This window comes from Pantoea sp. alder81 (assembly GCF_020179835.1).
Lineage (GTDB): Bacteria > Pseudomonadota > Gammaproteobacteria > Enterobacterales > Enterobacteriaceae > Pantoea.
In genome coordinates this window covers 198,644-211,825 of the sequence record NZ_JAIUDA010000005.1, presented here as the reverse complement: position 1 = coordinate 211,825, position 13,182 = coordinate 198,644, and the positions used below count along the sequence as shown (strand labels likewise).

13 protein-coding genes are annotated in these 13,182 nt (G+C 51.5%); 8 read left to right on the top strand and 5 right to left on the bottom strand.

Annotated elements, in window-relative coordinates; genetic code table 11:
• The first annotated feature begins 12 nt into the window (after nucleotides 1-12).
• From LBW88_RS15675 to LBW88_RS15655, 5 genes are all read left to right on the top strand, one after another.
• Nucleotides 13-1,305, top strand: coding sequence for an NAD(P)/FAD-dependent oxidoreductase (locus tag LBW88_RS15675; RefSeq protein ID WP_224933171.1), 1,293 nt, complete (start codon nucleotides 13-15; stop codon nucleotides 1,303-1,305).
• Nucleotides 1,306-1,455: 150 nt separating this feature from the next.
• Complete coding sequence (gene leuC, locus LBW88_RS15670; protein WP_224933172.1) at nucleotides 1,456-2,877, top strand: 3-isopropylmalate dehydratase large subunit; 1,422 nt, start codon at nucleotides 1,456-1,458, stop codon at nucleotides 2,875-2,877.
• 1 nt (nucleotide 2,878) lies between these two features.
• Nucleotides 2,879-3,505 carry a 3-isopropylmalate dehydratase small subunit gene (gene leuD, locus LBW88_RS15665; protein WP_224933173.1) on the top strand — a complete coding sequence of 209 codons (627 nt, stop codon included), beginning with the start codon at nucleotides 2,879-2,881 and terminating at the stop codon, nucleotides 3,503-3,505.
• Nucleotides 3,502-4,416 (top strand): alpha/beta fold hydrolase, encoded by a 915-nt coding sequence (locus LBW88_RS15660; protein WP_224933174.1) that lies wholly within the window; start codon nucleotides 3,502-3,504, stop codon nucleotides 4,414-4,416. The genes leuD and LBW88_RS15660 overlap by 4 nt, the downstream gene beginning before the upstream one ends.
• A 30-nt stretch (nucleotides 4,417-4,446) precedes the next feature.
• On the top strand, nucleotides 4,447-5,406 hold the full coding sequence (locus LBW88_RS15655) for a LysR family transcriptional regulator (RefSeq protein ID WP_224933175.1): 960 nt from the start codon (nucleotides 4,447-4,449) through the stop codon (nucleotides 5,404-5,406).
• A gap of 26 nt (nucleotides 5,407-5,432) precedes the next feature.
• Here LBW88_RS15655 and LBW88_RS15650 read toward each other — a convergent pair whose 3' ends face one another.
• Entirely contained in the window at nucleotides 5,433-5,738 is a 306-nt protein-coding gene (locus LBW88_RS15650) for a DUF1471 domain-containing protein (protein ID WP_034823979.1), read from the bottom strand.
• A 278-nt stretch (nucleotides 5,739-6,016) separates the two neighbouring features.
• A complete protein-coding gene (gene kup / locus LBW88_RS15645) occupies nucleotides 6,017-7,885 on the bottom strand; it encodes a low affinity potassium transporter Kup (RefSeq protein WP_224933176.1) in 1,869 nt (622 codons plus the stop codon).
• A gap of 354 nt (nucleotides 7,886-8,239) precedes the next feature.
• Between kup and LBW88_RS15640 the strand changes: the two genes are divergently transcribed.
• Complete coding sequence (locus LBW88_RS15640) at nucleotides 8,240-9,349, top strand: SDR family oxidoreductase (protein WP_224933177.1); 1,110 nt, start codon at nucleotides 8,240-8,242, stop codon at nucleotides 9,347-9,349.
• Nucleotides 9,350-9,395: 46 nt separating this feature from the next.
• Here LBW88_RS15640 and LBW88_RS15635 read toward each other — a convergent pair whose 3' ends face one another.
• On the bottom strand, nucleotides 9,396-10,196 hold the full coding sequence (locus tag LBW88_RS15635; protein WP_160833866.1) for a MetQ/NlpA family ABC transporter substrate-binding protein: 801 nt from the start codon (nucleotides 10,194-10,196) through the stop codon (nucleotides 9,396-9,398).
• 406 nt (nucleotides 10,197-10,602) lie between these two features.
• Here LBW88_RS15635 and LBW88_RS15630 point away from each other — a divergent pair, with 406 nt between their 5' ends.
• Nucleotides 10,603-10,806: a hypothetical protein gene (locus LBW88_RS15630; RefSeq protein ID WP_224933178.1), complete on the top strand. Its 204-nt coding sequence runs from the start codon at nucleotides 10,603-10,605 to the stop codon at nucleotides 10,804-10,806.
• 19 nt (nucleotides 10,807-10,825) lie between these two features.
• Here LBW88_RS15630 and LBW88_RS15625 read toward each other — a convergent pair whose 3' ends face one another.
• Entirely contained in the window at nucleotides 10,826-11,398 is a 573-nt protein-coding gene (locus tag LBW88_RS15625) for a TetR/AcrR family transcriptional regulator (RefSeq protein ID WP_224933179.1), read from the bottom strand.
• Nucleotides 11,399-11,488: 90 nt separating this feature from the next.
• On the opposite strand from LBW88_RS15625, the gene LBW88_RS15620 reads away from it, so the two are divergent.
• Nucleotides 11,489-12,385, top strand: coding sequence for an ABC transporter six-transmembrane domain-containing protein (locus tag LBW88_RS15620; RefSeq protein ID WP_224933180.1), 897 nt, complete (start codon nucleotides 11,489-11,491; stop codon nucleotides 12,383-12,385).
• Here LBW88_RS15620 and LBW88_RS15615 read toward each other — a convergent pair whose 3' ends face one another.
• Nucleotides 12,386-13,174 (bottom strand): MBL fold metallo-hydrolase, encoded by a 789-nt coding sequence (locus LBW88_RS15615; RefSeq protein WP_224933181.1) that lies wholly within the window; start codon nucleotides 13,172-13,174, stop codon nucleotides 12,386-12,388.
• Between the last annotated feature and the right edge of the window lie 8 nt (nucleotides 13,175-13,182).

Here is a 13,182-nt window from a genome sequence, read left to right as displayed (position 1 = left end):
GGGAGATGCGCTATGGCACCTGTTATTTCTCCGGTCACGCCTTCGCAAACGTTGCCGGATGCCACCACGGTGGTAATTATTGGCGGCGGGATTGTAGGGCTGACCGCTGCACTGACGCTGGCGGAGCGCAATATTCCGGTCGTGGTGTTGGAAAAAGGGCGGATTGCGGGCGAGCAGTCTTCCCGTAATCTCGGCTGGATCCGTAAAACCAGCCGTGCGCTGGAGGATATCCCGCTGGCGCAGGCCGCTGACCGATTGTGGGCTGGGATGGCCACGCGTGTCGGCAGTGACGTGGGCTATCGTCAGGCTGGCATTATGTTTGTGGCACGCAACGAGCAGCAGATGTCACTGCATGAAAAATGGTTAAGCGGCGTCAGTGCCGCTGGTCTGGATACGCACTTGCTGAGCCACGCGCAAATTGCAGCACAGGTGCCAGGCGGCGCGGAGAAATGGGCGGGCGGGATTTATACCGCTTCTGACGGGCGGGCAGAACCGACGCTAGCGGCCAGCGCGATAGCGAATGCCGCCATCGCCAGGGGGGCGATTATCATGGATCACTGTGCGGTGCGTGGACTGGTCACCAGCAGCGGTAAGGTAAGTGGCGTAATGACTGAGCGCGGTGAGATACGTTGTGACCAGGTGTTGCTGGCGGCAGGTGCCTGGTCGCGTCGTTTCCTTGGTAATCACAGTATTAGTCTGCCAACGCTGCCGCTGATTTGCTCGGTGATGCGCACCAAACCGCTGGAAGGCCCGGCCAATATCGCCGTGGGCGCCCCTGATTTTTCATTCCGTAAACACCAGGACGGTGGCTTTATCATCACTCAACGCGGTGCGCTGGATGCGCCAATAACGCTTGATCATCTATTGATCGGCACACGTTATATGCCTCAGCTACGTCAGGCACGAGACAACCTGCGTATTTCATTAGGCAAATACTTTATGAAGGATCTTGCACTGGCACGTCGCTGGCGCAGCGATCGGCGTTCACCCTTTGAGCAGGTCCGCACGCTTGATCCTCTTGCCAATCCAGCACTGAACCAGGAAGCGATGCGCAACCTGCGCGCGGCGTGGCCGGTGTTCCAGCAGGCGGAGATGGCGGAGTCGTGGGCTGGCGTGATAGATGTTACCCCTGATTCGAATCCAGTGATCGGTCCTGTCGCCTCGATGCCGGGGCTGACGCTGGCCACTGGTTTTTCCGGTCATGGTTTTGGGACATCACCCGCGGCCGGACAGCTAGCCGCAGATTTGGTGACCGGACATACGCCGCTTATCGATCCCGCCCCTTATCGCTTCGAGCGTTTTTAGTAGCGTCATACCCTTATGGGCGGCATTGAGGTCGCCCATACAACACATTTCATAAACCATCACTTCACGTACTGTGTTCACTGTCTGAACCACAACTGTATTACCTTAGAGTCTCTAATGACTTGTTAATACTTTTATGTGGGCAATCGCATGGCTAGCAAAACACTGTATGAAAAACTGATCGATCAGCATGTGGTACGTCAGTTAGACGATGAAGGGCATGTGTTGCTCTATATTGATCGGTCAATACTCAACGAATACACCAGTCCGCAGGCGTTTAGCGGACTGCGAGAGCATCAACGTCCGGTGCGTCATCCGGCAACCATTCTGCTCAATGTCGATCACGTTAATCCCACGCGTCCTGAGCGTGATGACGCGATGACCGATGCAGGCGGGCAGCTGCAGGTGGATTACTTCCGTCAAAATGCCGCGCATTTTGGTATCGAACTGTTTGATGTCATGGATCCGCGCCAGGGAATCGAACATGTGGTCGCGCATGAGCAAGGGCTGGTCATGCCCGGCATGGTGATCGCCGCCGGTGACAGCCACACCACCACCTATGGCGCATTTGGCGCATTAGGTTTCGGCATCGGAACGTCAGAAATTGAACATCTGCTCGCCACGCAAACCCTGATTTATCGCACGCTAAAAACCATGCGAGTCACGGTGACGGGAGAACTGCCTTACGGCTGTTCGGCGAAAGACATCATTCTGGCGCTGATTGAAGATATCGGCGCATCAGGAGCAACCGGTTATGCCATCGAGTTTGACGGCCCTGCGATTGACGCACTGAGTATGGAAGGGCGCATGACGCTGTGCAATATGGCTGTCGAAGCCGGTGCTCGCGGAGCGATTATCGCGCCAGATGAAAAGGTATTCGCCTACATCCAGGGCAAACCACAGATGCCAACAGGTGCATTGTGGGAGCAGGCAAAGGCCGAATGGAAGACTTTGCGCAGTGATGTCGGGGCTAAATTCGACCGTTCGATTGAGCTGGATTGCAGCGAACTCGAACCTAAAGTGACCTGGGGCATCAGCCCGGATCAAACTAGTGCTATCGGGGATAGCGTACCCGATCCTCAGCAGGAACCCGATTTGATCAAACAGCAGGCCATGCAAGCTGCACTGAAATACATGGGGCTGGAACCTGGCATGCGTTTGTCAGACATTGCCATCACGCATGCCTTTATTGGCTCCTGCACCAACGGCAGAATCGAAGATTTGCGCGCCGCCGCCGCGGTGATTGGCGACCGTAAAATCGCCCGACACGTGCGCGGGATTATCGTGCCGGGTTCTACGCAGGTGCGACTTCAGGCAGAAGCGGAAGGGTTAGCACGTATTTTTATCGATGCAGGATTTGAGTGGCGGCAGTCGGGGTGTTCCATGTGTCTGGCGATGAATGAAGATGTGCTGGAACCCGGTGACCGCTGTGCTTCAGGCACCAACCGCAATTTCGCCGGCCGTCAGGGTGCGGGCGCGCGCACTCATTTAATGAGTCCGGCGATGGTCGCCGCCGCTGCGGTGGCCGGTCATCTGGTAGATGTACGCAACTTCAAGACAGCAGAGGTTTAACATGGACGCCTTTAACAGCATCACCGGACGCATTGCCCATTTGCCGGCCGCCAACATTGATACTGATGTAATCATGCCAAAACAGTTTCTGAAGGGCATCGATCGCCAGGGATTAGATCGCGGAGTGTTCTTTGACCTGCGATTTTTACCCGACGGCAGCGCGAACCCCGCGTTTATCCTCAATCAGCCTGCGGGAAAAAATGCGGCATTCTTGCTGGTGGGACCCAACTTTGGCTGCGGCTCCAGCCGCGAACATGCGGTGTGGGGACTGAATCAGCTGGGCATCCGCGCCATCATCGGCACCAGCTTTGCCGGCATCTTCGACGATAACTGCCAGCGCAACGGCGTATTGACGCTGACGCTGAGTGAAGAAGCCTATCAGCAGCTCAGCGTGGCCACCGCTGATGCTGAGCACAATTCAATCACGGTTTCGCTGGAAGATAAGACCATCGCCTGCAACCAGCAGGTGTTTCATTTTGAGGTGAGCGCGCTGAAACGTGAGATGTTAATGGGCGGCGGCAGTGCGGTTGACTGGACACTACAATACGAGTCTGACATTGCGCAGTTTGAACATCGGCACTTTGCGCAGCGCCCCTGGCTGCAGCGGGTTAAAGGACAAACAGCATGAGTGGAATTAAGGATTGCGGCGCATCGCCGTTTATCGAAGGTTTTGCCTTAAAAGAAGTGACACTGGCCAACGGTATTACGCTGCGCGTGGCGATGGGCGGCGAAGGTACGCCACTGCTGATGTTGCACGGTCATCCACAAAACCATCTGGCGTGGCGTAAAATCGCTCCGCAACTGGCAGAGAAGTATCAGGTGATCCTGCCCGATCTGCGCGGCTACGGCGACAGCGATAAACCCGCCAGCGATGAACGACATCTGGCCTATTCTAAACGTGCCATGGCCGATGATATTAGCCTGTTGATTGATGCGCTGGGATTGTCGCGCGTCGCGTTTGTTGGGCACGATCGCGGTGCGCGGGTGGGACATCGGCTGGCGCTCGACCATCCGGAAAAAGTGGCCTGCTGCACTTTCGTCGATATTGCCCCGACTGCCACCATGTATGCACAGACCAACAAAGACTTTGCCACGCGCTATTTCTGGTGGTTCTTTCTGATCCAACCTTATCCACTGCCCGAAACGATGATCGGCCAGGATCCGGCTTTCTTTCTGCGGAAACATATTGACGGTCAACTCAAAACACCGGGTGCGACTTCAGAAGCAGTGTTCAATGATTATCTGCGTTGTTATCAGCAGCCCGAGATGATCCATGCCGTCTGTGAAGATTATCGCGCGGCCGCCACGGTGGATTTAGAGCACGATGCAGAGGATAGCGACAAACGCATCGTTTGCCCGCTGCAGTTGCTGTGGGGGGAAAAGGGCACGGTCGGCCAACTGTACGATGTGGTTGCCACCTGGCAGGACAAAGCCATTGATGTGCAGGGCAGTGCGCTGCCTTGTGGACATTCTCCCCAGGAAGAGGTCCCGGAGGTGTTTTTAACGCAGCTTCAGGGCTTTCTCGATTCTGTGTTATAACCGCTCGATGTTGGCTAACCGCGTGTTGATATGAAGCTTTTGCTTGCCGGAAAAAACGTTCAGAAACCGCTGCAGGGCTGGCCCTCTGTCGAAGATCTCTATGTATTTATCAGTGTGGCGCGCCATGGCGGCTTTGGTCGTGCTGCCGTGGAGTTGGGCCAGTCTCCCTCGTATATCAGTAAACGTATTGCCATTCTTGAGAAGCAACTCGATACGCGGCTATTTTTTCGCACCAACCGCGTGATGCGACTCACGCCAGAAGGTGAGAAAGCGCTGGAAGGCGCGTTGCAAGTGGTGCAGGAGATGGATACGTTTCTGAGCAATTTTCAGCAATGGCGCGGTGAATTGAGCGGAGATTTGACCGTCGGCTGTTCACTGGGTTTTGGTCAGGCCTACCTTTCTGATGCCATTTCGGCGTTTATTTCTCAGCATCCGTCTTTAAATATCAAACTTATTCTGAGCGATCGAGAGATTGATCTGATGCAGTCCGGTACCGATGTGGATATTCAGGTTGGCGATAATCTGAATCACTCTTATATCGCGCGCAAACTGGCCGCAAATCGACGTGTTCTTTGCGCATCCTCTGAATATTTAGCCCGTTCAGGTGCCGTCAATTCACTGGATGACTTAATTAATCACAGCTGTCTTATTATCAATGAAAAGAACAATTCATTCGGTAATTGGGCGCTGACTGATGGTGAGCAACAGGTATTGTGCCGCCTTAACAGCCATTATTCGTCAAACAGTGGCAAAGTCATTTTGAATTGGGCGTTGAAGTCACACGGGATTGCGCTTCGCTCGGCGTGGGATGTAGCGCCTTATCTTGAAACCGGCGAGTTGGTCCATGTTTTACCTCAGTGGTTCCAGCAGGCGAATATCTGGGCGGTGTATACGCAACGGACATCTGAATCGCCGCGCATAAAAGTGTTTATCGATTTTCTCGCTGAGTACTTTGCAGAAAAAAGCCTGTCACGGGAGTGGCAGGCTTAAATGCAACAGCGAAGGGGTGGTTAACATTAGCCGTACGCCACTTTGCTATTGATGTGGTACAGGGTTGCGGTAGCCGCCATCACATGCTGACCATCGTGGCCCGGCTCATGGGATTCAACATCGGTAATGTGATAACCCACGGCACCTGCTGCCAGCGTTTTTTTCACAATCGCATCGGTCAGCTCTTCCATTGAGGTGGCCCAGCTAACGGAAGTGAAGCCCACAGGATGAATAGATGATAATTCACGATGGGTTAAATCAGCGCGAACCAAAACCGGTTGAACATTTTGCGGTGTGAAAATTGAGATAACATCATTAATAAGTTCTTTCATGGTCTTACTCCTCAAAAAACTACTGAGCCGATTTCAAAGCTACGCGTTTTATTGTTGATAGTCTGTTTATTGATTCCGGCAGTTGCGCACGGCGGGTAATCGGTGCCGGTAGGCTTAATAAACACCTTTTGAGGTTATGCGTTTTAGCTAAAATTGCTAATTAGTTGTTAAGAAAAGTTCAGCCACAACTCTGATAAACTTTCGGGAATATTCTTTCATCTGGTTACATTTGTCGCAGCACAATTAACGCAATGGAGCGTAATTTACGCCCCATTTTGTTAAAACTCGCGCTGACCGCCTAACTCGATAACCCGATTGGGTGGAATATTAAATTGCTCATGCGCACGCAGCGCATTGCGTTGGCAGAAGTGAAAGATGCCGCCTTTTATTCTGGCCAGTCCTCGGCGCTTTTTCATCACCAGGGTATCGTGCGAAGTAAAGAATGACGCTTCATTGACTGTACAGCCAAAACCTTCAAGCCCGCACAGGTGCAAAACTTCCGCCATCGAAGGCACCTCTCGCCAGCCGTATGCTGCCGTTACCTGCCAAAAGGATGGCGAAAGTTGGGTAATGGTGAGGCGCTTCTGATTATGCACGCGCGGGGTATCCGTGGTGCGGATGTTTAGCAACACCACGCGTTTATGCAGCACCCGATTATGCTTGAGGTTATGTAGCAGCGCCTGCGGGATCTCAAACTCTTTGCGCGCCAGGAAGATGGCGGTACCCGGTACGCGACTCGGCGGGTTGGTTTCCAGTGATTTCACCAGCGCCTGCAGACTTTCCGGATCGTTATTCAATTTCTTGATTAACCGATTACGCTCGGTGCTCCAGATCAGCATCAATCCCATCATCGTCAGCGCCATCAGTACCGGTACCCAACCGCCTGACAGCAGTTTCATCAGGTTGGCTGCAAACAACGGCACATCAATGGTCAGCATGCACAGCAGGAATATCACCGCCAGCGGCAGTGGCCATTTCCAGTTACGCAGCGCTACCACGCCGGCCAGACAGGCGGTGATCACCATGGTGCCGGTCACCACGATACCGTAAGCGGAGGAGAGGGCGGACGACTGACGAAACGCCAGTACAATCACGGTAACCGCCACAAACAATAGCCAGTTCACTACGGGTATGTAGATCTGACCAGATTCAGTATGAGAGGTGAACACAATGCGCATGGGTGGCAGAAAACCCTGACGTATCGCCTGATGCGTCAGCGTATAGACGCCGGTGATCACCGACTGCGCCGCGATAACCGTGGCGAGCGTTGACAGCACAATCAGTGGAATCTGTCCCCAACCCGGTGCGAGATTAAAGAACGGGTTGTTGACCGCCTTTGCGTCCGCAATCACCAGCGCGCCCTGACCGAAGTAATTCAATACCAGTGCAGGCATGGCAATCACCAGCCACGCCAGGCGAATCGGCGCTTTGCCGAGATGCCCCATATCCGCGTACAGCGCTTCAGCACCGGTGACGGCCAGCACCACCATGCCCATCGCGGCAAAGGCGAGAGCTTCATGTGTCAGTAAAAAGGTCAGCGCATAGCTGGGATTAAGCGCCTGCAATACTGTGGGATTGAGTGCGATGCCGCGAATGCCCAGTAAGCCAATCGAAACAAACCAGATAAACATCACCGGCCCAAACACCTTACTGACTTTTTCCGTTCCGTGTTTTTGAATGATGAACAACAGGGAAAGGATCACCACGGCCAGCGGCACCACATATTTGTCGAGATGCGGAGAAACCACTTCAATACCTTCAATGGCGGAGAGCACTGAAATCGCCGGCGTGATGATGCCATCACCGTAAAAGAATGCGCCACCCGTCAAACCAGCCAGGATGATGATGTGGCCAATTTTCGGACCGACATTACGGCGAGCCAGCGACATCAGCGTCAAAATACCGCCTTCACCATCGTGGTCGGCGCGCATCACAAAGCAGACGTATTTCAGGGTAACAATCAGGGTTAGCGCCCAGAAAATCAGTGACAGAAAACCCATCACAGCGGTGGTTGAGATCGAGCCATCTGGCAGGATCGACAGGCACTCTTTCAGCGTGTAAAGCGGGCTGGTACCGATATCACCAAACACGATCCCTGCGGCGGCCAACATGCCAGCAGGCAGAGATTGTTTCTCGGTCTGACTCATATTTTTCCTGTTTCTTATCAGCGTGGAACGGCGATGGCTGTGTCTATGACGGCGAACATACCTGTTTACCCGAACGGTTAATAGCGGGTGGTGCTTTTGTGACCTGCATTTTTACGCCTGGCAGCGAAATTTTTACGACATTTTTATATGGCGGCTGTTTTTTAATCTCAGAATAGTCGAAAGGTGAGAAATAAAATGACGGATGGTTATCAGAGATAAACGAAAGCTAACTGAACCGCTTTTCCTTCACACCGCGCAGATCGCATTTATCCGCCATTTATCTTCGCTGGCATACATTCGAAGCCACGCTCAATGGACCGTTTTCGTCCAGAAACCAACTGATAGCTAAATACTATGAATACGATTTTAATTACTGGCGCGACCGGATTTTTAGGTGGAGCAGTAGCGGTTAACTTATTAAAGAAAAGCGAGAATAATCGACTGTTACTGCTGGTGCGCGGTGATTCACCCGCCGAAGGACTGAGTCGGTTGCAATCCAATCTGGCTAAATTTGGCGTGGCTCAAGATCTGTTGGCATTACTGACCACAGATAACATTCTTATCGGCGATCTCGCGGAGCCAGAGCAGTTTACTGCCAACCAGCGTCTGGATAGCGTGACGCATGTTCTCAACTGTGCGGCTGTGGCTTCGTTTGGGGCGAATCCTTACATCTGGAAAGTTAACGTTGAAGGGACATTCTCTTTCGCCAGTCGTATGAATCAGGTCAGAGGACTTAAGCGTTTTATTCATGTTGGTACGGCAATGTCGTGTGCGCCGGAAGCTAACACGCTGGTAACCGAGAGCAAACTGAATACGTTGCGCGATCAACACATCGTTGAGTACACGTGGAGCAAAGCCACGGTGGAGAAGATGATGAGTGAGATGTTGCCTGAATTGCCGCTGGTTATTGCGCGTCCCTCTATTGTTGTGGGCCATTCCGATCATGGCTGCACGCCCTCGCCGAGCATTTTCTGGGTGTTCCGCATGGCACTGACATTGGGTAAGTTTATGTGTGAGCTGGACGACCGTATTGATGTGGTGCCCGTTGATTACTGCGCGGATGCGCTGGAGCTGCTTCTCACCGCTGAAAACGTCGATAAAAGCATTATTCATATCTCAGCCGGACTCAACAGCAGCGTCACTTTTGCAGAGATTGATAAGGCGATGGCCAAAGCCTCAGGCAATGTGCCCGTGGGCGGAAGTTATCAGAAAGTGAATTATCGCGAACTGGCCGAAAGTAAGAAAAACTTCGCGTCACTGTTTGGGCCTTGTAATGAGCGTATTGTGTTGCGCGCCATGAATCTTTATGGCCATTTCTCCAAACTTAACGTGGTGTTCAGCAATGACAAGTTGCTGGAGTTGGGTATGCCGCCATCCTCGAAATTTACGGATTACCTGCACCGTTGCGTGGCCTCAACCCAGGATTCAACCATCGCTGAATTAATGGCGGTAGATTTTAAATAATAAAAAGCCGCGCAACATACCTGGTGCGCGGCTATTCAAACGGCGATTACCAACCTTTGATAATGTCGCCTTTGTAAATCTCGTTCGCTTTATCCAGCACTTCCTGCGACTGGAAAGCCTCTTTCAGCTTCTGCACATTTGCGCTGTCTTTGTTATCTTCACGCGCCACAATAGCATTCACATACGGCGACGCTTTGCCTTCCATAAACATGCCATCCTTCGACGCGGAGAGGTTAACCAGCGCGGCAAAGTTGTTATTGATGATGGAGATATAGACTTGCGGATCGTCGAGTGTGCGGGCCAGTTGCGGTGTATCCACTTCAACGATTTTAAGCTTCTTCGGATTATCAGTGATATCCAGCGTGGTCGGCAGCAGGCCGGCTTCAGGTTTCACCTTGATCAGGCCCTGAGCTTGTAACAGCAGCAGGCTGCGGCCAAGGGTGGTTGCTTCGTTGGAGATGGTGATGGTCGCGCCATCTGGCAGTGCATCCAGTGCTTTAATCTTGCGAGAATAGCCGGCAATCGGGAACACAAAGGTGTTGGTGACAACCGCGAACTTATAGCCACGCTCTTTAGACTGCATTTCCAGATAAGGCAGGCTCTGGAAGGCATTGGCGTCAACATCCTTATTGAACAGGGCTTCGTTCGGCTGAACATAATCGTTAAAGGCTACCACATCGACATCCAGATGATATTTATCATGGGCGACCTGTTTAACCGTCTGCCACAGCGCTTCGTCAGGGCCGGTGTTAATGGCGACTTTGATGGCGTTGTCTTTATTGTTGTCGCAGGCGCTGAGCAGTGAAACTGCGGCGGCGAGAAGGGTGGTAACGAGTAATTTGTTCATAGCACGGGTCCCTGAGTAACGTAGGAGACGGACTATAATATACGTCTGGACGTCTGTACATCCATGCGCAGTGCGTTCGCTGTAAATTTGTTCAGTACAATAAACAGTCGATGCATAGCAAATAGTAATTAATATCGGTGAATGACATTGTGCATTGCTGATATATCCACCATGAAACCATTTAGAAATTCCACAGTTTTTCGTTTTGCCTGAGGTGTGTATTGCACTTTGTGGGGCTGAGATCGATCTCATTTATCAGAGAATCTGCGGGTTTATCGCAGGTTGACAGCCATTCATCATCGGATTTTTTGCAGATTGTAATATTAATATAACTGCATTGTGCATCAAGAGACTTACAAGATAATCTGTTGCTGCAGATTATCTTGTTATAGATCGGGAGAAGATGATGGAGTCTGTTAAAGCGTTAAATATGGAGCAGTTAAACTCGTTTTTGAGAAGCGGTAAGCATCCTTCAGTTATTATTGGCTTCAATTTAACCAGTGATGCGTTCTTCAGTATGGCGGCATACTGGCGCGAACGTGGCGTCAAGATTGAAAAACACGATCAGTATTTTGTCGCCAAATCGGACAGTTCAGTCACCACGTCCTGAAACTAAAAATTGTCACAATTCAAAGCGCGAGTTTAATAAAGGCATGCAGATCGTTAATTGCCTGTTCCCGCGCTTCAGCTCCCTGTAACACTATCAATAAATCAGCATAGCCGTTCAGCATAGCACTGAGCTGCCGCGCAACCTGTTCTGCATCAGCCTGACGAAAAACACCTGCATTTATCCCATCACGTATGATGTCGGTCATCAGCGCATGCCATTGCTTTGTCACCTGAGTGGCGAGTTCTGCATAGTCGACTTCCGTGGTGGCTTTACGCCAAAGTGAGCTATAAAGCTGCCATACCGCATCCGGTTCCAGCGGCAGATAATCGGCAATGAAGGCTTCCAGTCTTTCATGAAAGGGCAACAGGCCAATTTGCTGCGTAAATTCCTGAAGATCTTTTTGTGCGAAGCGCGAGCACGCTTCCAGACTCAATGACGCCCAGCCTGAAAAATAGTGATAGATGTGACTACGTGATAACCCTAACTGCGTCGTCAATTCGCGGGTTTTCACATTCTCCAAACCTTTTTCAATAAACAGTGCCACCGCTGTATCCAGGATCTTGTCGCGCAATTCCGCTGTTGTCTCTTTCATCACCACCACCGTTGACTTTGAGCAAGTGCTCAAATACACTTTTGCCACTTTTGAGCAACCGCTCAAAAGTATCAATTTGAACGTAATCTAATGCAAATCATACCTGAAAATATACAAATCGGGGCCTCACGCAGCGCCCTTAATACACTGAAAGTGCTGGCGAAACGTAATAAGAAAAAATTACTGCTAACACTGATGCTGGTGATCGCTGAAAACGTGGTTTACCTGCTTTATCCGTTGCTGGCGGGTTTCGCGATCAACGCTATCATGTATGGCAACGCACTACATGGCCTGTTCTATGCCGGGTTAGTGTTGATCATGTGGTTGATTGGCGCAGCTCGTCGCACCATGGATACCCGTACTTTTGCACGCATTTATGCCGGGCTCGCGGTGCCGGTGATCCTTGCTCAGCGTGAAGAGGCGCATAGCCATTCGGCTATTGCGGCAAGGGTGACGCTTTCACGCCAGTTTGTGGATTTCTTTGAAACGCATCTTCCGATGTTGATCACTTCCGCGGCTTCGATGTGTGGGGCCGTGGTGATGCTGCTGACCATTGAACCCTGGGCAGGATTGGCGTGCTTTGCCATATTGCTGCTGTTTGCGGGATTCTTGCCAGGTTACACCCGCAAAAATGAATCGCTTATCGGGCGGATGAACGATCGACTGGAGCGGGAAGTGGGTTTTGTCAGTACTGCAGGCGAACAGAAACTCAATCGTCATTATCACTTTCTGGCGCAGGTGCGGATTCGCTTGTCTGACCGCGAAGCGATTGGTTATTTGTCGATTGGTATTGCTTCCGCACTGTTGTTTGGCGTCACCATCAGTGTGATGGCGTTAAAAGGCGGCATGAGCGCGGGCCATATTTATTCGGTCATGACCTATTTATGGATGTTTGCCATGAGCCTCGATGATGGCCCGTCATTACTGGAAAAGTATTCCCAGTTGAAAGAAATCGGCAAACGGGTGAATACCGGGCTGGTCGGTTAATTATTGCAGGCAGCGGATATAGCGTTCTGCTGCCTGTCTGACAATGAATTGTGCATTCTGAGTGATTTCCCGACCTGCAAATGCACCATAAATCTGCGAGAAGGCGACCTTATCCAGTCGATGAATGAGGGTATTAACTGACGCTGCTGAAAGAGGCAACATGTTGGGATAACTCCACATAAATGACACGGTGTTTGCACCGGGTGCCACTTGCACAACATCACCGCTCAATAATACTCCATCATGTTGCGCCCAGTGCAGCACACAGCCTCCGCTAAAATGTCCTCCCAAGCGTAATAAAGTGACATCGGGCAGTAAATCCCATTCGTCACCCTGCCAAAGTTGAATGTGCGGACTCTGGCGCATAATCCACTGCTGGTCATCCGCGTGCAAATAGATTGGCGCTTCAAATGCCGCAGCCCAGTCTTGCATGGTGCTGTAGTAATGAGGATGAGAAATGGCGATGGCATGCAGACCGCCCAGCGCACGTATTATTGATTCCGTGGCGCTATCCAGATTTGCAATGCAGTCCCACAGAATATTCCCATGTGCGGTTTGCAGTAAAAAAGCACGTTGGTTGATGGCAAAATTCGGCACGGTTTGTACGCTGAATAATTCATTTTGATGTTGCTGCCATTTATTCTGGTGTGTGGCCCGCAGAGCCGATAATGAAAGCCAGTGCTGTCCACTGACCGGCACAAACTGCCGCTCGTCTTCGCAAATTTTGCAATGTGTGATGCCTGGATCATCTTCATAAGAAGTACTGCAGGCGGTGCAGAGTTTGCTCATTTGAATGC

Bases quoted from the DNA above. Each gene is read 5' to 3' on its own strand.
- LBW88_RS15675 (WP_224933171.1), top strand. From the start codon at position 13: ATGGCACCTGTTATTTCTCCGGTCACGCCTTCGCAAACGTTGCCGGAT.
- leuC (WP_224933172.1), top strand. From the start codon at position 1,456: ATGGCTAGCAAAACACTGTATGAAAAACTGATCGATCAGCATGTGGTA.
- leuD (WP_224933173.1), top strand. From the start codon at position 2,879: ATGGACGCCTTTAACAGCATCACCGGACGCATTGCCCATTTGCCGGCC.
- LBW88_RS15660 (WP_224933174.1), top strand. From the start codon at position 3,502: ATGAGTGGAATTAAGGATTGCGGCGCATCGCCGTTTATCGAAGGTTTT.
- LBW88_RS15655 (WP_224933175.1), top strand. From the start codon at position 4,447: ATGAAGCTTTTGCTTGCCGGAAAAAACGTTCAGAAACCGCTGCAGGGC.
- LBW88_RS15650 (WP_034823979.1), bottom strand. From the start codon at position 5,738: ATGAAAGAACTTATTAATGATGTTATCTCAATTTTCACACCGCAAAAT.
- kup (WP_224933176.1), bottom strand. From the start codon at position 7,885: ATGAGTCAGACCGAGAAACAATCTCTGCCTGCTGGCATGTTGGCCGCC.
- LBW88_RS15640 (WP_224933177.1), top strand. From the start codon at position 8,240: ATGAATACGATTTTAATTACTGGCGCGACCGGATTTTTAGGTGGAGCA.
- LBW88_RS15635 (WP_160833866.1), bottom strand. From the start codon at position 10,196: ATGAACAAATTACTCGTTACCACCCTTCTCGCCGCCGCAGTTTCACTG.
- LBW88_RS15630 (WP_224933178.1), top strand. From the start codon at position 10,603: ATGGAGTCTGTTAAAGCGTTAAATATGGAGCAGTTAAACTCGTTTTTG.
- LBW88_RS15625 (WP_224933179.1), bottom strand. From the start codon at position 11,398: ATGAAAGAGACAACAGCGGAATTGCGCGACAAGATCCTGGATACAGCG.
- LBW88_RS15620 (WP_224933180.1), top strand. From the start codon at position 11,489: ATGCAAATCATACCTGAAAATATACAAATCGGGGCCTCACGCAGCGCC.
- LBW88_RS15615 (WP_224933181.1), bottom strand. From the start codon at position 13,174: ATGAGCAAACTCTGCACCGCCTGCAGTACTTCTTATGAAGATGATCCA.